The organism is Sphingomonas sp. GM_Shp_1, from assembly GCF_026540895.1.
Taxonomy (GTDB): Bacteria; Pseudomonadota; Alphaproteobacteria; order Sphingomonadales; family Sphingomonadaceae; genus Sphingomonas.
This window is the reverse complement of record NZ_JALNUR010000002.1, coordinates 85,849-104,192: the sequence shown is the minus strand read 5'-3', so window position 1 is coordinate 104,192 and position 18,344 is coordinate 85,849. Positions and strand designations below refer to the sequence as shown.

Annotated in this window: 22 protein-coding genes and 1 riboswitch; of the genes, 13 read left to right on the top strand and 9 right to left on the bottom strand. The window is 65.1% G+C overall.

Features of this window, described 5'->3' with window-relative positions:
- Positions 1-5: 5 nt before the first annotated feature.
- Positions 6-2,681 carry a phosphoenolpyruvate carboxylase gene (gene ppc, locus OXQ33_RS01700; RefSeq protein WP_267432908.1) on the bottom strand — a complete coding sequence of 892 codons (2,676 nt, stop codon included), beginning with the start codon at positions 2,679-2,681 and terminating at the stop codon, positions 6-8.
- Between the two features lie 163 nt (positions 2,682-2,844).
- Between ppc and OXQ33_RS01695 the strand changes: the two genes are divergently transcribed.
- Positions 2,845-3,567 (top strand): GNAT family N-acetyltransferase, encoded by a 723-nt coding sequence (locus tag OXQ33_RS01695; protein ID WP_267432907.1) that lies wholly within the window; start codon positions 2,845-2,847, stop codon positions 3,565-3,567.
- Between the two features lie 67 nt (positions 3,568-3,634).
- On the opposite strand, the gene OXQ33_RS01690 is transcribed toward OXQ33_RS01695, so the two are convergent.
- Positions 3,635-4,096: a hypothetical protein gene (locus OXQ33_RS01690; protein ID WP_267432905.1), complete on the bottom strand. Its 462-nt coding sequence runs from the start codon at positions 4,094-4,096 to the stop codon at positions 3,635-3,637.
- Between the two features lie 18 nt (positions 4,097-4,114).
- Positions 4,115-4,681 carry an HNH endonuclease gene (locus OXQ33_RS01685; RefSeq protein WP_042485172.1) on the bottom strand — a complete coding sequence of 189 codons (567 nt, stop codon included), beginning with the start codon at positions 4,679-4,681 and terminating at the stop codon, positions 4,115-4,117.
- A gap of 95 nt (positions 4,682-4,776) precedes the next feature.
- Between OXQ33_RS01685 and gluQRS the strand changes: the two genes are divergently transcribed.
- The 10 genes from gluQRS (at position 4,777) to OXQ33_RS01635 (ending at position 14,119) form a co-directional block, all read left to right on the top strand.
- Entirely contained in the window at positions 4,777-5,628 is an 852-nt protein-coding gene (gene gluQRS / locus OXQ33_RS01680; protein WP_267432890.1) for a tRNA glutamyl-Q(34) synthetase GluQRS, read from the top strand.
- Positions 5,629-5,637: 9 nt separating this feature from the next.
- Positions 5,638-5,865, top strand: a complete 228-nt coding sequence (locus tag OXQ33_RS01675) for a twin transmembrane helix small protein (protein ID WP_267432888.1) — start codon at positions 5,638-5,640, stop codon at positions 5,863-5,865.
- 4 nt (positions 5,866-5,869) lie between these two features.
- Positions 5,870-6,433 carry a cob(I)yrinic acid a,c-diamide adenosyltransferase gene (locus OXQ33_RS01670; RefSeq protein ID WP_267432886.1) on the top strand — a complete coding sequence of 188 codons (564 nt, stop codon included), beginning with the start codon at positions 5,870-5,872 and terminating at the stop codon, positions 6,431-6,433.
- Between the two features lie 40 nt (positions 6,434-6,473).
- The gene (gene egtB, locus OXQ33_RS01665) at positions 6,474-7,745 is read left to right on the top strand and encodes an ergothioneine biosynthesis protein EgtB (RefSeq protein WP_267432884.1); all 1,272 of its coding nucleotides are present in this window, start codon (positions 6,474-6,476) and stop codon (positions 7,743-7,745) included.
- A 2-nt stretch (positions 7,746-7,747) separates the two neighbouring features.
- On the top strand, positions 7,748-8,725 hold the full coding sequence (gene egtD / locus OXQ33_RS01660; RefSeq protein ID WP_267432882.1) for an L-histidine N(alpha)-methyltransferase: 978 nt from the start codon (positions 7,748-7,750) through the stop codon (positions 8,723-8,725).
- 199 nt (positions 8,726-8,924) lie between these two features.
- A complete protein-coding gene (locus OXQ33_RS01655; protein WP_267433051.1) occupies positions 8,925-9,908 on the top strand; it encodes a ferritin-like domain-containing protein in 984 nt (327 codons plus the stop codon).
- Positions 9,909-9,941: 33 nt separating this feature from the next.
- Positions 9,942-10,961, top strand: coding sequence for a ferritin-like domain-containing protein (locus OXQ33_RS01650; protein WP_267432880.1), 1,020 nt, complete (start codon positions 9,942-9,944; stop codon positions 10,959-10,961).
- Between the two features lie 153 nt (positions 10,962-11,114).
- Positions 11,115-11,224, top strand: a riboswitch (TPP riboswitch).
- Positions 11,225-11,259: 35 nt separating this feature from the next.
- Positions 11,260-13,107 carry a phosphomethylpyrimidine synthase ThiC gene (gene thiC / locus OXQ33_RS01645; RefSeq protein WP_267432878.1) on the top strand — a complete coding sequence of 616 codons (1,848 nt, stop codon included), beginning with the start codon at positions 11,260-11,262 and terminating at the stop codon, positions 13,105-13,107.
- A gap of 120 nt (positions 13,108-13,227) precedes the next feature.
- Positions 13,228-13,731, top strand: coding sequence for an ImmA/IrrE family metallo-endopeptidase (locus OXQ33_RS01640; protein WP_267432876.1), 504 nt, complete (start codon positions 13,228-13,230; stop codon positions 13,729-13,731).
- Positions 13,721-14,119, top strand: coding sequence for a hypothetical protein (locus tag OXQ33_RS01635; protein WP_267432874.1), 399 nt, complete (start codon positions 13,721-13,723; stop codon positions 14,117-14,119). The genes OXQ33_RS01640 and OXQ33_RS01635 overlap by 11 nt, the downstream gene beginning before the upstream one ends.
- Positions 14,120-14,138: 19 nt before the next feature.
- Here the strand turns inward: OXQ33_RS01635 and OXQ33_RS01630 are convergent, their stop codons facing one another.
- The 4 genes from OXQ33_RS01630 to ung all read right to left on the bottom strand — a co-directional run bounded on the left by OXQ33_RS01630 (position 14,139) and on the right by ung (position 15,782).
- Entirely contained in the window at positions 14,139-14,405 is a 267-nt protein-coding gene (locus OXQ33_RS01630) for a Txe/YoeB family addiction module toxin (protein WP_267432872.1), read from the bottom strand.
- Complete coding sequence (locus OXQ33_RS01625; protein ID WP_267432870.1) at positions 14,402-14,656, bottom strand: type II toxin-antitoxin system prevent-host-death family antitoxin; 255 nt, start codon at positions 14,654-14,656, stop codon at positions 14,402-14,404. Before OXQ33_RS01625 ends, OXQ33_RS01630 begins: the two co-directional genes overlap by 4 nt.
- Before the next feature lie 39 nt (positions 14,657-14,695).
- Positions 14,696-15,007: an alkylphosphonate utilization protein gene (locus OXQ33_RS01620; RefSeq protein WP_267432868.1), complete on the bottom strand. Its 312-nt coding sequence runs from the start codon at positions 15,005-15,007 to the stop codon at positions 14,696-14,698.
- A gap of 79 nt (positions 15,008-15,086) precedes the next feature.
- On the bottom strand, positions 15,087-15,782 hold the full coding sequence (gene ung, locus OXQ33_RS01615) for a uracil-DNA glycosylase (RefSeq protein WP_267432866.1): 696 nt from the start codon (positions 15,780-15,782) through the stop codon (positions 15,087-15,089).
- Between the two features lie 114 nt (positions 15,783-15,896).
- On the opposite strand from ung, the gene OXQ33_RS01610 reads away from it, so the two are divergent.
- Entirely contained in the window at positions 15,897-16,271 is a 375-nt protein-coding gene (locus tag OXQ33_RS01610) for a hypothetical protein (protein ID WP_267432864.1), read from the top strand.
- A gap of 28 nt (positions 16,272-16,299) precedes the next feature.
- On the opposite strand, the gene OXQ33_RS01605 is transcribed toward OXQ33_RS01610, so the two are convergent.
- Positions 16,300-16,743: a DUF1810 domain-containing protein gene (locus OXQ33_RS01605; protein WP_267432862.1), complete on the bottom strand. Its 444-nt coding sequence runs from the start codon at positions 16,741-16,743 to the stop codon at positions 16,300-16,302.
- 66 nt (positions 16,744-16,809) lie between these two features.
- Here OXQ33_RS01605 and OXQ33_RS01600 point away from each other — a divergent pair, with 66 nt between their 5' ends.
- A complete protein-coding gene (locus OXQ33_RS01600) occupies positions 16,810-17,322 on the top strand; it encodes a hypothetical protein (protein WP_267432860.1) in 513 nt (170 codons plus the stop codon).
- A 136-nt stretch (positions 17,323-17,458) separates the two neighbouring features.
- On the opposite strand, the gene OXQ33_RS01595 is transcribed toward OXQ33_RS01600, so the two are convergent.
- Entirely contained in the window at positions 17,459-18,343 is an 885-nt protein-coding gene (locus OXQ33_RS01595) for a MipA/OmpV family protein (RefSeq protein WP_267432858.1), read from the bottom strand.
- Between the last annotated feature and the right edge of the window lies 1 nt (position 18,344).

Sequence of the window (18,344 nt, the reverse complement as noted above, 5' to 3'; positions counted from 1 at the left end):
CCGCCTTACCCGCTGTTGCGCAAGGCCGTGGCGATACCGTTGATCGACAACAGGATGCCCTCGCCGATGCGGGGATCGCTTTCCCCGGCGCGGTGGCGCTTCATCAGCTCGATCTGGAGCAGGTTGAGCGGTTCGATATAGGGCAGGCGCAGGCGGATCGACGCCTCCAGTGCCGGGTTGTCGGACAGCAGCCGCGTCTGGCCGGTCACGGTCAGCAACCCGTCGCGCGCGCGGTGCCAGCCGTCATGGATGCGCCCGAAGATCGCGTCGCGCATCGTTTCATCCTCGACCAGTCCGGCATAGCGGCGCGCGATGCCGATATCCGACTTGGCGAGCACCATCTCCATATTGGCGAGCGTGGCGGCGAAGAAGGGCCAGCTCTTCGCCATTTCGGCGAGCAGCGCCTTGTCCTCGAACCGCGCGATCGCGGTGCCGACCCCGAACCAGCCGGGCAGCATGACGCGCGCCTGCGCCCAGCTGAACACCCAGGGGATGGCGCGCAGGTCTTCGATCGCATCGGATTTCTTGCGGCTGGCCGGGCGGCTGCCGATCTTCAGCCCGGCGATCTCGGCGATCGGGGTCATCTGGCGGAAGAAGGTGCGGAAGCCCTCCGTGCCATAGACCAGGTCGCGATAGGTGGTGAAGGCGGTCGCCGACAATTCCTCCATCGCGGCGGTGAAGCGCGCATTATCCGCCGCCGACAAACGGTCGGGTTCCAGGCTGGCGAGCAGCGTGGCCGAGGCCATCGCCTCCAAATTGGTCAGCGCGGAGTCGCGTGTGCCGTATTTGCCCGCGATCACCTCGCCCTGCTCGGTGATGCGGATGCGGCCCTGCACCGTGTCGTGCGGCTGGGCGCGGATCGCGGCAAAGGCGCTGCCGCCGCCGCGCCCCACCGCACCGCCGCGCCCGTGGAACAGCTGCATCCGCACGCCCGCTTCCTCGAACACCGGGCGGAACGCGCTCGACGCCTTGGACAGCGACCAGGTGGAGGTCAGGTAGCCGCCATCCTTGTTCGAGTCCGAATAGCCGATCATCACCTCCTGGTGCCCGCGCGCGCGGACGATGGCGGCGATTTCGGGTAAGCCGAAATAGGCGCGCATGATCTCCGGACCCGCTTCCAGGTCCTCAATCGTCTCGAACAAGGGGACGGCCATGATCGCGGCGGTGGCGGGATTACCGGGGCGATAGAGTCCGAATTCCTTCAGCATCAGGTTGATTTCGAGCAGGTCGGACACCGACTTGCCCATCGAGACGATATAGTTGGTCAGGCACTTCGGGCCATATTTGGCATGCGCATCGGCCGCCGCCTGGACGATGGCCAGTTCGGACCGGGTTTCGTCCGAATAGTCCGCATAATGGCTGAACAGCGGCCGGGCATTGGCGAGTTCGCGGCGGAGCAGCGCGACGCGGGCGTCCTCGTCCAGTGCCAGATAATCCGGCTCGACCCCGGCGACCTTCAGGAGTTCGGCGACGACGCGTTCGTGCACCGCCGAATTCTGCCGCAGGTCGAGCGTGGCGAGGTGGAAACCGAAGGTCTCGACCGCTCGGATCAGCCGCCCCAGCGCCCCGCCGCTCGCCAACGCTCCGTCACCGCGCGCCGCCAGCGCGCGCGCGATGGCGACCAGATCGGTGCGCAATGCCTTGGGATCGGGATAGGGTTCGCCGGTCAGCCGCCCGGGACGGGGCGGGGTCTTGCCGGTCAGTTTCTGATGGGTCGCGGCGAGGCGGGCATAGATGCCCGACAGCGCACGGCGATAGGGCTCGTCCGAACGGCTAAGCGCATCGTCGCCGCTGGCATCGGCCAGCGCCAAAACCGCCTCGTCCACCTCGGCATGTTCGGTCGAGATGGACAGCTCGGCGCCCAGCGCGTGGACCGCCTCGCAATAATGGGTCAGCACCGCGTCTGCTGCTTGCGCGAGCGCGGTGGTCAGCGACTCGGCGGTGACGAAGGGATTGCCGTCACGGTCGCCGCCGATCCACGAACCGGGGCGCAGGAAGGCGGGCACGCGCGCGCCGAACGCCTTGTCCCAACGCTGATACAAGGCGGGCAGCACCGGCAGGAACACGTCGCGCAGGTAGGACAGCGCCGTCTCCACCTCGTCGGTGACGTACAGCCGTTCGCGCCGCAGCACGCGGGTCTGCCAGAGGAGTGCGATCTGGCGACCGATCGCCGCCTCGACATCGTCGCCGTCGGGCGTCACGTCGCGGCCCGCATCGCGCATCGCCAGCAACTCGGCGATCCGGTTGCGGTGGTCGATCATGCTCTTGCGCCGTACCTCGGTCGGGTGCGCGGTCAGCACGGGAACGACGAGTGCACGGGCCAGCAACTCCATCGCCGCCTCGCGGTCGATGCCCTTGTCGGCCAGCGTCTCCAGCACCTCGGCGATGTCGGTGCCGGGCTCGCGCGCGATGCCCTGGCGGTCCTCGGCCAGATTGGCGAGCATCGAGAACAGCATGAAGCCGCGTACGAAATCCAGCGTCTCGTCCAGCGCCAGCTTTTCCAACTGCAAGTCGACCTCGGCATCGTCGCCCAGGCCGCGATGGCGATTGACCGAGGCGCGGCGAATGGCCTCCGTCGCCTCGAACAGCGCATCGCCGCCATAGCGACGGATCACGTCACCCAGTTGCGCGCCCAGAAAGCGGATATCGGCATTGTTGGCGATAGGAGGCAAGGTCGTCATGGGCGCCATTGCTGCAACGCAATAGCGCAGGCGTCAACCGATTGCGGTGGGTAATTTTGGTATAATATCGTGATCGATTACAAATAGGAAATTACGCCCTGGGATTATCGAAGCCTTCCGTGAACGGGGTTCAGGAAATAGCTCGAAATGCTATGTAAAGAGCATGACCGATGCTCCGCAGCCTGTCCTGGCATATTGGCGTAAGGCGTTCGCGGGTTGTCAGCCGGACGACCCGGCGGAAGTCTCCTATGCCATATCCGATACGCTGAATCCGAAGCGTCCGGTGATGATATTGGAAAAGGTCGATGGATCGGTATGCGCCGCGATTCGTCCTGAGGTGGCGGATCGGGCAGGCGTCGGTTTCGCCGATCGGCTATCGATCGAAGGATTCAAGGCACGGCTAGAAGGGGCGGGGATCATCCTGCACGACCCCGACTGCCTTTTCTATCGGGGAAACGGGGCGGCGTTTCTGCCGAGAGCGGATAAGGCCATCCCGGTTCGTCGGATTGCCGAAGATGACCGCCGGGTGTTCGAAGCCTTCCTGGCGGAGGCGTCGGAGCAGGACAAGGAGGATGCGTGGGTCGAACTGGACCATTGGGCGGTGTTCGGTTGCTTCGACGGGATGCGTCTGGTCAGCGCGGCGAGCGCTTATCTCTGGACCGATAGCCCAATGGCGGACCTGGGCGTGCTGACCCTGCCTGAGGCGCGCGGGCGGGGATATGCGCGCGCGGTCGTTCAAGCGATCAGTGGTTTCGCGCGCTCGCACGGCTACGAACCGCAATATCGTTGCCAGCTCGACAATCACCCGTCCATCGGTCTGGCAAAAGCATGCGACCTTACGATGTTCGGAACTTGGACTGTCGCGGTCGACCAGAACGGACCATAGGGCTCGGGCCGTTTCCCATAGGGAATGGCAATTTATGCAACCCGAAAGAGGCCAGGATCAGGTAGCGTCAGTTCGCATTCCCCGGAGCGCCCGCGTTCGCGCCGGCCCCCGCACCCGTCGCGACCGGATTGCTCGGCGCGGTGGGGCGTTCGGTGCGCGAGGCTTCGCGTTCCTCCGACGTCACCGTGCCGTCGCGGTTCAGGTCCATCCGGTCGAACCGGGCCAGCATCCCCTCGAAGAATTCGCTCTCGGTGATCTCGCCGTCCTTGTTGCGGTCGAGTTCCCACAGGCGGGAATTGGTGCTGGGCATTTCCTCATGGGTGATGATGTCGTTGCCGTCGCGGTCCAGTTCGCGGAAGCGGCGCGCCATCATGCCGCCGAAATCGACCCGCGAGGTCACGGACGGCGGCACGAAACCGGCCTTGGCGGCGGCGCGATCGGCCTCGGCGCGGTTCTCCTCCTTCTTCCCACAGGCGGTGGTCGCGGCCATCAACGCCGTCAGCCCCAGGCCCATCGCCCATGCACGCATTCGACACTCCCAGCTTCGTTACGCTTCCAACTCAACGTCCCAGTACAGCCAGTCGTGCCATGTTTCATGCAGATAATTGGGCGGGAAGCTGCGGCCATGTTCCTGCAAATGCCAATTCGTCGGGCGGATCGGCTCGATATGCAGCGGCATCGCGGCCTGGCGCGGGGTGCGCCCGCCCTTCTTCAGATTGCAGGGGGCACAGGCGGTGACGACATTCTCCCAGGTCGTCCGCCCGCCTTGCGCGCGCGGGATGACATGGTCGAAGGTCAGGTCCCGATGCGACCCGCAATATTGGCAGGAGAAGCGGTCGCGCAGGAACAGGTTGAAGCGGGTGAAGGCCGGAAATTGCGACGGCTTCACGAATTGCTTGAGCGCGATGACCGAGGGCAGCTTGACCTTGGCGGTCGGGCTGCGCACCTCACGCTCATAATGGGCGACGATATCTACCCGGTCGAGGAACACGGCCTTCACCGCGGTCTGCCATGGCCAGACCGACAGCGGGTAATAAGACAGCGGCGTATAATCGGCGTTCAGCACGAGAGCCGGACAGGAGTCCGGGTGTCGGATCAAGTCGGGATGAAACACAGCTCCTCCCTTCGCGGTACGCCGTGCCTCTTCGCGCAGCGTCGTGACATGCCTATGACAGCATGGGAAAGGAAATGCGGTCAAGGGGGTGGGCGATGAGCGGAGTGCGACCCGTGACACGTTTCGCGCCCAGCCCGACCGGGCGGCTGCATCTGGGCCATGCCCTGTCGGCGGTGCGCGCGCATGATCTGGCGCGGGCGGGGGGCGGGCGTTTCCTCTTGCGGATCGAGGATATCGACGGCACCCGCAGCCGCCCCGAGCATGTCGAGACAATTCTTCGCGATCTGGAATGGCTGGGGCTGGAATGGGACGATCTGTCCTTCCAGTCCGAACGGTTGGACCTGTATGCTGCGGCGCAGGCGCGGCTGGCCGACTTGCTCTATCCCTGTTTCTGCACCCGAGCCGAGATCGCCGCCAGCCTGTCCGCGCCGCACGGACCTGCGCCCGTCTATCCCGGCACCTGCCGTCATCTGTCGCCCGAGGCCCGCGCCGCGCGGATGGCGACGCCGCATGGCTGGCGGATCGACATGGCGCGTGCGGCGGCTCTCGCGGGGCCACTCGACTGGCATGACGCAGGGGCGGGGACGGTCGCCGCCGATCCGCTGAGCCATGGCGACGTCATCCTTGCGCGCAAGGACGCGCCCGCCAGCTATCATCTGGCGGTGACGGTGGACGATGCGGCCCAGGGCGTGACCGACGTGGTGCGCGGGGTCGACCTGTTCGAGGCGACCCATGTCCACCGGTTGCTCCAGGCGCTGCTGGGCCTGCCGACGCCGCTCTATCACCACCATCCGCTGATCGTCGGCGAAGACGGACAGCGTCTGGCCAAGCGCCACGGCGCGCCCGCGCTGGCCGCGATGCGCGAGGGCGGCGCGGACGGGCGGGCGCTGGCGGATGCGCTGCGCCGCAATATGCTTCCTGCTGGATTTCGGCTGGGGGAGGCGTAAGCTTCGGGCATGAACACTTTTCTCGTGATCCTGCTGATCGCCGCGATGATCGCCACCGTCGTCGCGCTGGTGCGCGGCATCATCTCCTTTCTTCAGGAAGCGACCGCCGAGGCGAAGGGCGAGGGGCCGACCGCGTCGCAGCTCAAGTCCAATCGGATGATGCAGCAGCGCATCTTCTTTCAGGCGCTGGCGATCACCGTCGTCGTGCTGCTGCTGTTCATGGCGGGGCGGACCTGATCCCTTGGTCAAGCTGACGAAAATCTACACCCGCACCGGCGATGCGGGCACCACCGGGCTGGTCGACGGATCGCGCCGGTCCAAGGCCGAGCCCCGCATGGTCGCGATCGGCGAGGTCGATGAGGCGAACAGCGCGATCGGCGTCGCGCTGCTGTCGATCGAGGGGGCGCTCCATGGGCCATTGACGCGCATCCAGAACGATTTGTTCGACTTGGGCGCGGACCTTGCCACGCCGGGGGAGATTGAGGGGGCGTTGCGCATCCTGCCCGAACAGGTCGCGCGGCTGGAGGCGGAGATCGACGCGATGAACGCGGCACTGTCGCCGCTGACGAGCTTCATCCTGCCCGGCGGCACATCGGCGGCGGCGCATCTGCACCTGGCGCGCGCCATCGCGCGGCGCGCCGAGCGGGCGGGCGTGGCGCTGGGTGAGCTGGAGGCGATCAACCCCTTCGCGCTCGCCTATCTGAACCGTCTGTCGGATTGGCTGTTCGTCGCCGCGCGCGCGGTGAACCAAAACGGCGCGTCGGACGTTCTTTGGGTTCCAGGAGGGGTGCGAGCGACACGGTAAAGGGCCGGTCGTTGTTCCCCGCAATCCGGGGAGCACCCGAATGCCGACTATCGTCCCGTCCTCCGCGACGGCGCCGACGCCTGCCGATCAACTGGCATCCCGCTATCGCGCGGTTCGGGGGCTGACCCTGTCGCTGGCCGAGCCGCTGTCCGACGCCGATGCGACGGTGCAGTCCATGCCCGACGCCTCACCCGCCAAATGGCATATGGCGCACACGACCTGGTTCTTCGAAACCTTCGTGTTGCGCGATCATGTGCCGGGCTATCAACTGCACGACCCGCGCTTTCCGTTCCTGTTCAACAGCTATTACGAAGCGGAAGGGAAGCGCCATGCTCGGCACCGCCGGGGGATGATCACCCGCCCGTCGCTGGACGAGGTGCGGGCGTATCGGGCGCATGTCGATGCCGCCCTGCTGGCGGCGATGCCCGATCTGCCCGAGGGGGCGCTCGAACTGGTCGCGCTGGGGTGCCATCATGAAGAGCAGCATCAGGAACTGTTCGTCACCGACATCCTGCATCTCTTTTCCGAAAACCCGCTCGAACCCGCGCTCTACGCGCCCCGGCCCAAGACCCCGGTCGCCATGCCGGGGGCGATCGGCTGGATCGAGGGGCGGCAGGGGATCGTGCAGGTCGGCCATGAAGGACAGGGTTTCGCCTTCGATTGCGAGGGGCCGTGCCACGACGCGCTGCTCCATCCGCACGCCATCGCCGACCGAACCGTCACCAATGCCGAGTGGATGCGCTTCATCGAGGATGGCGGCTATCGCGATCCGCGCCTCTGGCTGTCGGACGGCTGGGCCTGGGTGAAGGCAAAGGCTATCGGCGCGCCGCTCTATTGGGAAGAGCGCGACGGTGGCTGGACCCGCTTCGGGCTGGACGGGCGGCGCGCGATCGATCCCGCCGCGCCCGTCACCCATGTCAGCTTCTACGAGGCGGATGCCTATGCGACCTGGGCGGGCGCACGGCTGCCGACCGAGATGGAATGGGAAGCGGCGGCGACCGCGCACGACGCTTCCGGCGGCAACCAGATGGACGCCGCTGGCCCCATCGAGCCGCGCCCAGCTCCGCAAGGCCCGGCCTTTTTCGGCGATGTCTGGGAATGGACTGGCAGCGCCTATCGCCCCTATCCCGGCTTCCGTGCCGTCGAGGGCGCGGTCGGCGAGTATAACGGCAAGTTCATGAACGGGCAGTTCGTCCTGCGCGGCGGCAGTTGCGCGACCCCGCGCGGCCATGCCCGCGCCAGCTACCGCAACTTCTTCTATCCCCATCAGCGCTGGCAATTCACCGGCGTCCGCCTGGCAAAGGACCTGTAACCATGCTGAAGCCCGAGATCGAGGACGGTCAGATGTCCCTTGCCGACCCCGCCTTCCGCGCCGATGTGCTGGCCGGGCTGGAGCGTCGTCCGCGCGCCATTCCCGCCCGTTGGTTCTACGACCGCAAGGGGTCGGAGCTGTTCGAGGCGATCACCGACCTGCCCGAATATTACCCCACCCGCGCCGAAACCGCGATCCTGAAGACCATCTGCCCCGATCTGATCCAGCATGTCGGCAAGGGGCGCGCGGTGGTCGAATTCGGATCGGGCTCCTCGACCAAGACGCCGGTGCTGCTCCGCTGCGTCGAGCCGTCCGCCTATGTGCCGATCGACATTTCGGGCGACTTCCTGCGCGACTCGGCGCGCAACCTGCAACAGGCCTTCCCCGACCTGCCCATCCATCCGCTGGAGGGCGACTTCATGCGCCCGCTGGCGCTCCCTGCCATGGTCGCCGACGCGCCCAAGCTCGGCTTCTTCCCCGGGTCGACCATCGGCAACATGACCCCCGCCATGGCGACCGACCTGCTGCGCGCGATGCGCGGCTCGCTGGGTGAGGGGGCGATGCTGCTGATCGGGATGGACCGGGCCAAGTCCAGCGAGGTGCTGGTCCCCGCCTATGACGATGCGCAGGGGGTGACGGCGGCGTTCAACCGCAATCTGCTCGACCGGATCAACCGCGAGCTCGACGGCACCATCCCGGTCGATGCCTTCCGCCACCGCGCGGTGTGGAACGACGACCGCTCGCGGATCGAGATGCACCTCGCCGCCGAGCGGGACGTCGAGTTCACCATCGAGGGACGCCCCTTCGCCATGGCGGCGGGGGAGACCATCCATACCGAGAACAGCCATAAATATGGTCCCCGCGATGCCAAGATCCTGCTGCGTGCGGGCGGCTGGACCCCGGTGGCGCAGTGGAGCGACCCGGACGACCTGTTCGCCGTCTATCTTGCCGAGGCACAATCGGTCCGTCTCGCCCCATGACCGGCCGGCCGGCATAAGATTTTCGACAAAACGCTTTTTTTAAAAAAGCTGCGTCTTTTTCCAATGGGTGACGTTTCGCTTCATGGTCCGGCCGAAAGCCTAGATTAAGGAAAGTTCTCGGCCATGCCCCTTTGTGAGCTCTTCTGACGGTTACCTAAATACAGAAGAGTTCATCTTGGTTCCTTTAGGGAGGAGCATGATGACGGAAAGCGCACAACTGCTCGACGCGTTCGACGCGCGGGCCGAGCGCCGCAACCTGCGGCGCGATTTCTTCAAACTCGCGGTCGGAGCGGCTGCTGCCGGAGCGACCGCCTTCACCCTGACCAGCAAGGCCGGGGCACAGGCGGCGATCACCGATACCGACATCCTGAACTTCGCGCTGAACCTCGAATATCTCGAAGCGCAATTCTATGCCTATGCCGCCAACGGCGCGGGCCTGCCCGCCAGCCAGTTGACGGGCACGGGCAACCAGGGTGCGGTGACCGGCGGCGCGCAGGTCAATTTCGCCACCGGCAACAGCGACGACGCGATCATCGGCCAATATGCGCGAGAGATTGCCGCCGACGAGGCCGCCCATGTCGCCTTCCTGCGCACCGCGCTGGGCAGTGCGGCCGTCGCGCAACCCGCGATCAACATCTCCGGCGATGCCAGTGGTCCGTTCACGGCGGCGGCGCGGGCGGCGGGCGTGGTCGGTGCCAACGAGACCTTCAACCCCTATGCCTCGCCGACCGCGTTTCTGCTGGGTGCCTATATCTTCGAGGATGTCGGGGTGACCGCCTATAAGGGTGCCTCGCCGCTGATCAGCAACAAGACCTTCCTCCAGGCCGCTGCGGGCATCCTGGCGGTCGAGGCCTATCACGCCGCGATCGTTCGCACGACGCTCTACGGCCTGGGCTATGACCTGACCAACCCGCAATCCTCGCTGATCACCGCAGCCGGCCGCATCTCGGACGCCCGCGACAGCCTGGACGGTTCGACCGACCTCGACCAGGGGATCGCGCAGATGACCATCAACGGTCAGCTGGTGTCCAACATCGTGCCGCTCGACAATAACGGCATCGCGTTCAGCCGGACGCCGCAGCAGGTGCTCAACATCGTCTATCTGAACAATGCGGCGGCGACGCTCGGGGGTTTCTTCCCGGCGGGCGTGAACGGCACCCTGCGCGCCAGCGCGGCGAACTGATCCCTCTTTCCTCGTTTCGAGAGGATTATCATCATGAGCGAAGAACGCTTCATTCTCGATGTCATTGACGAAGCCTCGGCCAAGCGCCGGGCCGATCGCCGCCGTTTCATGCGCATGGCCGCCGGAGCGGGCGCCGTGGGCGGGCTGGCGATGCTGGGCGCCTGCAACAACGACGATGACGACGTGATCGTCGTCCCCACCCCGACGCCGACCGCCAGCCCGACCGGGTCGGTCACCGATGCCGATGTGCTGAACTTCGCGCTACAGCTCGAATATCTGGAAGCGCAATTCTACAGCTATGCCGCCTTCAATACGGGCCTTGCCGCGTCGTTCCAGACGGGGACGGGCACGCAAGGGGCGGTCGCGACCGGCACCAGCGGCCAGCCGCGCGGGGTCGCGTTCAAGGACCCGATCGTCGCGCAATATGCGCGCGAGATCGCCCTGGACGAGATCGCGCACGTCAACTTCCTGCGCTCCGCGCTGGGCACCTCGGCGGTGGCGCAACCGGCGATCAACCTGTCGGGCGATGCCAATGGCGCCTTCACCGCGGCGGCCCGCGCCGCCGGCGTGATCGCGGCGGACGCGACCTTCGACCCCTATGCCTCGGACGAGAACTTCCTGCTCGCCGCCTATATCTTCGAAGATGTCGGGGTGACCGCCTATATGGGCGGCGTCACCCTGCTGACCAACAAGACCTATGTCGAGGCGGCGGCGGGCATCCATGCGGCGGAGGCCTATCATGCCGGGCTCGTCCGCTCGGTCCTGTATCGCAAGGGGCTGACCAATGCGGGGCTGATCACCGCCGCCGGGCAGATTTCCGATGCGCGCGACAGCCTGGACGGCTCGACCGACCTCGATCAGGGCATCGTCGCGACGGTCAACGGCACGCAGGTGGCGAACATCGTTCCCGCCGACTCAAACGCGATCGCCTTTGCCCGTACGCCCGGCCAAGTGCTGAACGTCGTCTATCTCAACAAGGCGGCGGTGACCGGCGGCGGCTTCTTCCCCAACGGCCTGAACGGCAATGTCCGGACCAGCGCCGCCAGCGGATAAGCGCCGATCCTCTTCACGGTCCTTGCCCCGACTCGGCCTTAGTCCCCTGGCCGGTCGGGGTTTTTTTGTCGCCGTTCCGTGCGCGCATCCGGGCGGGTCATGGCGAGGCCACTGCAAAACCCCTTCTTATCCGCCGCGAAACCGCTTATGCTGTGTCCATCCCCGGGGGAGCGCTGACCTGCGCTTGAGAGGGGGGCAAGAGCCCCCGACCCGCTGAACCTGATCCGGCTGACACCGGCGTAGGGAGGGAGCGGCCCCATCTCTCATGGTCCGTTTCCTCCGCATGGAGTGGACGACTATGGCAGATATCCCCGCAAAGGCCGAAATCGGCGTGACCACCGGCCCGATCCGTGGCTCGAAGAAGATTCATGTCGGCCCGCTGGGCGTCGCGATGCGCGAAATCCATCTCGACTCGTCCTCGGGCGAGCCGCCCTTGCGCGTGTACGACACCAGCGGCCCCTATACCGACCCCAATGCGCGCATCGACATCATGGCGGGCCTGCCGCAGATCCGCCGCGCGTGGATCGAGGGGCGCGGCGATGTCGAGGCCTATGACGGCCGTGAGCTCCGCCCCGAGGACAATGGCCAGCTCGGCCCCGACCGTTCGGGCGGCGTGCCGCAATTCCCGCGCACCGGGCTGAACCGGCCGCTGCGCGCGCGTGCAGGCATGAACGTCAGCCAGATGCATTATGCCCGCCAAGGCATCATCACGCCCGAGATGGAATATGTCGCGACCCGCGAGAATCTGGGCCGCGAGATGCTGAAGGAGTATGTCCGCGACGGCGAGAGCTTCGGCGCGGAAATCCCCGATTACGTCACGCCGGAATTCGTCCGCGACGAAGTGGCGCGCGGTCGGGCGATCATCCCCAACAACATCAACCACCCCGAATCCGAACCGATGGCGATCGGCCGCAACTTCCTGGTCAAGATCAACGCCAATATCGGCAACTCGGCGGTCGCCTCCAACGTCGCCTCCGAAGTCGACAAGCTGGTCTGGTCGATCCGCTGGGGCGCGGACACGGTCATGGATCTGTCGACGGGGCGCAACATCCACGACACGCGCGAGTGGATCATCCGCAACTCGCCGGTGCCGATCGGCACCGTCCCCATCTATCAGGCCCTGGAAAAGGTCGGCGGCATCGCCGAGGAGCTGACCTGGGAAATCTTCCGCGACACGCTGATCGAACAGGCTGAGCAGGGCGTCGACTATTTCACCATCCATGCGGGCGTACGCCTGCCCTACATCCCGCTGACCGCCAAGCGCGTCACCGGCATCGTGTCGCGCGGCGGCTCGATCATGGCCAAGTGGTGCCTGGCGCATCACAAGGAGTCGTTCCTCTACGAACGCTTCGACGAGATCACCGAGATCATGAAGGCCTATGACATCGCCTATTCGCTGGGCGACGGCCTGCGCCCCGGCGCCATCGCCGACGCCAATGACGAGGCGCAGTTCGCCGAGCTCTATACGCTGGGCGAGTTGACCAAGCGCGCCTGGGCGCAGGACGTGCAGGTGATGATCGAGGGCCCCGGCCATGTGCCGATGCACAAGATCAAGCAGAATATGGACAAGCAGCTGGAGGCCTGCGGCGAGGCGCCCTTCTACACGCTCGGGCCGCTAACGACGGATATCGCGCCCGGCTACGACCATATCACCAGCGGCATCGGTGCGGCGATGATCGGCTGGTACGGCACGGCGATGCTCTGCTACGTCACGCCCAAGGAACATCTGGGCCTGCCCGACCGCGACGACGTGAAGGTCGGCGTGGTGACCTACAAACTGGCCGCCCACGCCGCCGACCTGGCCAAGGGCCACCCCGCCGCCAAGATGCGCGACGACGCGCTCAGCCGCGCCCGCTTCGAGTTCCGCTGGCGCGACCAGTTCAACCTGTCGCTCGACCCCGACACGGCGGAGTCGTACCATGACCAGACGCTTCCCGCGGAGGGCGCCAAGACCGCGCATTTCTGTTCGATGTGCGGCCCGAAATTCTGCTCGATGAAGATCACGCAGGAAGTGCGGGAATTCGCGGCCAAGCAGAACGCGCCGGTGGAAACCTTCGTCGCGGCGGAGGATGCCGAGGCGGGGATGCAGGAAATGAGCGAGAAATTCCGCGAGAAGGGTGGGGAGGTTTACCTTCCGGCGGAGTGAGTAAGCAAAAACACCATCGAATCGACCGGATGCTAGACACATCCGGTCAAAAATCTGGCGTAGTGATCTTGACAAATTCCTCTAGACGAATCTGCGTGGATTTGTTATATCGCCGACGCGATGGATAACGCACTCCAGCCTTTGACGTCGCCACGGTGGCGTGAAGTAGAAAGGAAAGCCAATGAGCTTTCCGAATTGTATTCTGCACCGCCAATCCCTGCGCTTGAAATTGCCGAGCGGAGTGGGGTTGATGTAGTATTCGCAAATTTTGGCAAGGCCAGCGATAAGGTGGCAGGATTTTGTGATTTTGCGGCTGCAAAACTCTACGTGAATGCCGAAGATCTAACGGGTCGTCAAACATTTACTATTGCTCATGAGCTTGGGCATTGGTTGCTACATAAGCATTATTTTGATAAAAATCCTGATGACTATGATATATTACCAAGATTTCAAAGCGTAGACAGCAATGATGCTTTTGAAAAAGAGGCCAATTTTTTTGCTGCAAATCTTTTAGTGCCTAAGCGATTGCTGAAGTCCGTAAAGGGGGCCTCTGTCGCCAGCCTCGCTGACGCATTTGCCGTTTCGAGAACTATGATGGAATATCGTCTGAAAAATGTCAGATGATAATCCCACGGCGGTAGATCACGCTCTTCCTCGTCCTGAGGATGTTCTGGCGGAAGTCAAGGCTTCACCAACGCCGCCTATGGCCGCCGAAAATCAATATTTAGATCAATTTCGTAGGACTTCGATTGAGGCTCAAGAGAGTTACGCTCATCTGCAAGGGCTGCGAGATCATTATCAGCATAAGAAGAATTGGTCTTGGTTTATTATGTCGTTAATGGCAGGCATGGTAGGGTTTCAATCATACCTGCTTTATCGTGTTGGTGTCGGGGCATGGAACTTTAAGGCGTATGAGTGGCTTCTTCCGGCCTTGCTGGTTCAAAATTTGACGCAAATCGTTGGTCTAGCTGTCTTTGTCGTAAAGGCGCTTTTTAAGGACATTAGATCCTAAACCATCGCCCGCAGATAATCTAATAATGATACCGGCACTGTGCCACTTGCAGCACCTGTTCTTCACCGCTGCCCGCCACCCGGTACACCAACCGATGCTCATGGCTGATCCGCCGCGACCACCAGCCTGACAGGTTGCCGCCCAGCGGTTCGGGCTTACCGGTCCCCTTGAACGGGTGACGGCGGCATTCCTCGATCAGGGCATTAAGCTTGGCGAAGAGCTTAGCGTCATGGGCGTGGAGGTCGAGATACTCGGCCCACGATTGCGACGAGAATTGGACCTTCACGACTGGATAAGATCGTGTGTCTCGCCGCCGCCTGCTTCCAACTCAGCAATGCTTTCCAGCAGGCGCTGCGCGTTCTTGGGCGAGCGCAACAGGTAGAGCGTCTCTTCGATCGACGCCCATTCGCTGGCGGAGATCAGCACCGCGCCTTCGCCCCGCTGGCGTGTGATCGCCACGGGCGCGCGGTCGGCGACGACCTTGTCGATCATCGCCTTCAAATTCTCACGCGCTTCGGAATAGGAGACAGCCTGCATACGTGTAGAATTGTACAATCACCTGTACAATGTCAAGGTTTACCGCTTCCGCACAAACTCCGCCCGCAGCACCAGGCCCTTGATCCCGTCGAACTTGCAGTCGATTTCCTGCGCGTCGCCGGTCAGGCGGATCGACTTGATCAGGGTGCCGCGCTTCAGCGTCTGGCCTGCGCCCTTGACGGTCAGGTCCTTGATCAGCGTCACCTGATCCCCGTCGCTCAGGACGTTGCCGACCGAGTCGCGCACCACCACCGCGTCATCGTCGCTGCCCGTGCCGGCCTTGGCGGCGGCGTCGGCGGCGCTGATCCATTCGCCGGTCGCTTCGTCATACACATATTCGTCGTCGGCCATTGCCCTTGGTCCTCATCGCATCGGTGGAATGGCGGCCCGTATGCGCCCTCGCGGCAATTGAAGCCAGTATGATTACAGATCAGGACAGCGGCGGCAGCGCCCAGTCGATCGGCTCGCGGCCCTGCTCCACCAGAAAGGCGTTGGCCTTGGAAAAGGGCTTCGAGCCGAAGAAGCCGCCCCGCGCCGACAAGGGCGAGGGGTGGACCGAGGTCAGGACGCAGTGCCGTCCCGCACCCATCTCGCGCACGAACCCCGCCTTTTTTTGGGCATAGGCGCCCCACAGGATGAAGACGACCGGCTCGGGCTTGGCGGCGACGGTGCGGATGACCGCGTCGGTGAACCGTTCCCAGCCGCGCCCCTGATGCGACGCGGCCTGCCCCATCCGCACGGTCAGCACCGAGTTGAGCAGCAGCACCCCCTGCCGCGCCCAATGGTCGAGCAGCCCATGGCTCGGCGGCGCGATGCCCAGGTCGGTCGCCATTTCCTTGTAGATGTTGACCAGGCTGGGCGGCGGGCGGACGCCCGGCTGGACCGAGAAGGCCAGGCCATGCGCCTGCCCCTCGCCATGATAGGGGTCCTGCCCCAGGATCACGACGCGCACCTGGGGCAGCGGGGTCAGGTCCAGCGCCCGAAACCATCCGGAGGGGCGGGGGAAGACCTGCTGGCCGCTGGCGCGCTCGTCCGCCAGGAAGGTCTTGAGCGCCTTCATATAGGGCTCGTCGAACTGGTCGCGCAGGACGGCCAGCCAGCTTGGGTCCAGTCGGATGTCGCTCATCGCATCCTCTTGCCCCCGGTGCGATTGGCGCGCAACCGGCTTGGCGGATAATCGTTATGCACCCGATACGGTCGTCATTCCGCCGGCCGCCGAGCCTATTGGAGGACCATGATCATGAAACGTTCGACGATCACCCTCGCCGTGATGGCCGCCGCCTTGCCGCTGGCGGCGTGCGGCTCCTCGACCGAGCCCGCCAACAACACCGCTGCGGTCGCCGCCACCGGCAATGTGATGAGCGCGGACGCGCTGGGCGCCAAGATCCGCGACCTGCCCGAGGGGCAGCGGCGCGGGGTGCTGTTCCGCGCGATCCGCGATGCCGGGCCTTCGGGGGCGAGCTGCCAGTCCGTCACCGCGATGAAGGAAGCCGCCCCGGTCAATGGCAATCCGAGCTGGAACGCGGTGTGCGACAACAGCACCCAGTGGACCATCGTCCTGACCGCCGATCAGTCGGCCAGCGTGACCGGACCGGGGCCCGTCACCATCAAATGACCGTTGCGAGGCTCGGCCGCCCCACGCGTCACGGCGCGGGGTGGTCGAGCTTCGCCAGGGTCGCGTCGTCGGCCTGTCCGTCGAAGAACCGGTCCAGCCCTTCGCGGAAGGGCGCAGGATCGTCGGCGACGGCGGCGAACAGGGTCAGCGAGGAGCGCAGCTTCATGGCATCGATCCCGCCGAACACCGCCTCCGCCGATCCGGGTGCGGCGATCGCGGTACGGACCGCTTCGAGCAGGCGGGGACCGAGGATCGGATGCGCCAGATAGGCCCGCGCCTCGCCCGCGTCCCGGATCGCGTAGAATCGCGCGGTGGGACTGCGGCCGAGACCGGCGATCTGGGGAAAGACGAACCACATCCAGTGGCTCTGCTTTCGCCCAGCGCGCAGTTCGGCCAGCGCGGCGGGGAAACTGTCCGCCTGGGCCTCGACGAAGCGGGACAGGTCGGAATCAGGGGAGGGCGCGGCTGTCATCGCTTTGGCAACCGGCCATGCCGTCAAAGCGTTCCCGTCAAAAGCGATTGTTTTCAGGAGAGAGAGATGCGCCGCTTCGCCTTCCTTGCCCCCATGGCCCTGTTGGCGCTCGCGGCCTGTGGCAGTCGGGAAGGAGATGCGGATTCGGACGTCGCGCCGGGCAACTTCACCCCGCCCGGCACCGCACGGCCCACGCCGGTGGCGGGGGTGGCGCAGGTCAATCCGCTGACCGCCTATATCGGCCATTATCCCAATGACGCGGTCGACGGCGTGACCTTCTTCGACCGGACCGAAGTGGCGAGCGCGCTGCACGACGCGGTGGGCAATCAGCAGCTGATCCAGCGGATCATGTCGCGCGGCGCGGTGACGGTGCCGATCTTCCGCCGGGGGGAGCAGGGGATCGCGGCGCATGGCTGTACCCCGCATGATTGTACGGACAATAACTGGACGGTCGAGGTCGACACCAAATCGTCCAAGGCGCGGGTCTGCTATCACGATCGCGAGACGATGGGCGACCGCAGCCAATGGTATATGGGCGGCGCGCCGGTGACCCAGCCGGGGGAATGCCCGCAGGAGTGAGAAATCCTCCCCGGTACGGGGAGGTGGCAGGCCGAAGGCCTGACGGAGGGGGGCTTCCTCATAGGACACCCTGTGCGGCGATCCCCCTCCACCATGCTTCGCATGGTCCCCCTCCCCGTGCCGGGGAGGATAGGGTTCAGAACGTGTAGGCGACCCCCAGCGCGCTCAGCCATTGGCTGCGCGACCCGGCCTGCGACACGATCGGGCTGTCGGCGAAGTCGTTGACCATGCGGCCATAGGTCAGGCCGCCGACCAGCTTCCACCCCTTCAGCAGATTGCCCGTGATCGAATAGGTGGCGAGGCCGCCGACCGACCAGTCCTTCCACCCCGAACGCGCGTTGTAGACGGGCAGGCCGCTCGCCACGCTCTGGTTCGGATCGATCGAGAAATAGCGGCGGGCATAGCCGCGCCCGGCATGTTCGGCGGTCGCGAACAGCCCGACCGCCGCCTTGGTCGACAGGGGCGTGAAGTAATTGACCGAAGGCTGCCAGATGCCGCTGTCGTGCACGCCGGTCACGTCATGGCGATAGCTGACCGAAACGGACAGCCGGTCATAGGGGCTGGTGACCACACCGACCTTGCCGATGCCGACATAGCCGCCCAGTTCCACCGCCGCGCCGATCTTGCCCAGCGCCCGGACGCGGGGGTCGTCGATCCGCGACGGCGCGGTGCGGTCCAGATTGACGACGCCGATCGGGCCCGCCTGGAAATCCCAGTCGCGGTTGTTCCGGTCGCCGATCAGATCGACCGAAAGGCGATTGCCGATCAGCGTGATGGTGTGCCCGTCGATATAGGCCAAAGCAGCGGGTGCGGGGGAAAGGCTATAGTCGTTCGACCCCTCATAATCCGGCAGATAGGCCGCGCCGAGCCCGACAGTGATGGTGTTCTTGCCCAACTGCCCGGCCATTTCGGCGGCGGCGGGGTCGCTGGAAACGGTCGTATCCTGCGCCCAGGCGGGCAGCGACAGGGATAGCGCGCCCGTGGCGATCAGCGGGGCGATTACGCGCGGAAAAAGGCGCAAG

Coding starts and splice junctions, on each gene's coding strand:
- OXQ33_RS01675 (WP_267432888.1), top strand. CDS start 5,638: ATGAACACTTTTCTCGTGATCCTGCTGATCGCCGCGATGATCGCCACC.
- OXQ33_RS01625 (WP_267432870.1), bottom strand. CDS start 14,656: ATGCAGGCTGTCTCCTATTCCGAAGCGCGTGAGAATTTGAAGGCGATG.
- OXQ33_RS01605 (WP_267432862.1), bottom strand. CDS start 16,743: ATGACAGCCGCGCCCTCCCCTGATTCCGACCTGTCCCGCTTCGTCGAG.
- OXQ33_RS01690 (WP_267432905.1), bottom strand. CDS start 4,096: ATGCGTGCATGGGCGATGGGCCTGGGGCTGACGGCGTTGATGGCCGCG.
- ppc (WP_267432908.1), bottom strand. CDS start 2,681: ATGACGACCTTGCCTCCTATCGCCAACAATGCCGATATCCGCTTTCTG.
- OXQ33_RS01695 (WP_267432907.1), top strand. CDS start 2,845: ATGACCGATGCTCCGCAGCCTGTCCTGGCATATTGGCGTAAGGCGTTC.
- egtB (WP_267432884.1), top strand. CDS start 6,474: ATGCCGACTATCGTCCCGTCCTCCGCGACGGCGCCGACGCCTGCCGAT.
- gluQRS (WP_267432890.1), top strand. CDS start 4,777: ATGAGCGGAGTGCGACCCGTGACACGTTTCGCGCCCAGCCCGACCGGG.
- egtD (WP_267432882.1), top strand. CDS start 7,748: ATGCTGAAGCCCGAGATCGAGGACGGTCAGATGTCCCTTGCCGACCCC.
- OXQ33_RS01650 (WP_267432880.1), top strand. CDS start 9,942: ATGAGCGAAGAACGCTTCATTCTCGATGTCATTGACGAAGCCTCGGCC.
- OXQ33_RS01640 (WP_267432876.1), top strand. CDS start 13,228: ATGGATAACGCACTCCAGCCTTTGACGTCGCCACGGTGGCGTGAAGTA.
- ung (WP_267432866.1), bottom strand. CDS start 15,782: ATGAGCGACATCCGACTGGACCCAAGCTGGCTGGCCGTCCTGCGCGAC.
- OXQ33_RS01655 (WP_267433051.1), top strand. CDS start 8,925: ATGACGGAAAGCGCACAACTGCTCGACGCGTTCGACGCGCGGGCCGAG.
- OXQ33_RS01620 (WP_267432868.1), bottom strand. CDS start 15,007: ATGGCCGACGACGAATATGTGTATGACGAAGCGACCGGCGAATGGATC.
- OXQ33_RS01635 (WP_267432874.1), top strand. CDS start 13,721: ATGTCAGATGATAATCCCACGGCGGTAGATCACGCTCTTCCTCGTCCT.
- thiC (WP_267432878.1), top strand. CDS start 11,260: ATGGCAGATATCCCCGCAAAGGCCGAAATCGGCGTGACCACCGGCCCG.
- OXQ33_RS01600 (WP_267432860.1), top strand. CDS start 16,810: ATGCGCCGCTTCGCCTTCCTTGCCCCCATGGCCCTGTTGGCGCTCGCG.
- OXQ33_RS01610 (WP_267432864.1), top strand. CDS start 15,897: ATGAAACGTTCGACGATCACCCTCGCCGTGATGGCCGCCGCCTTGCCG.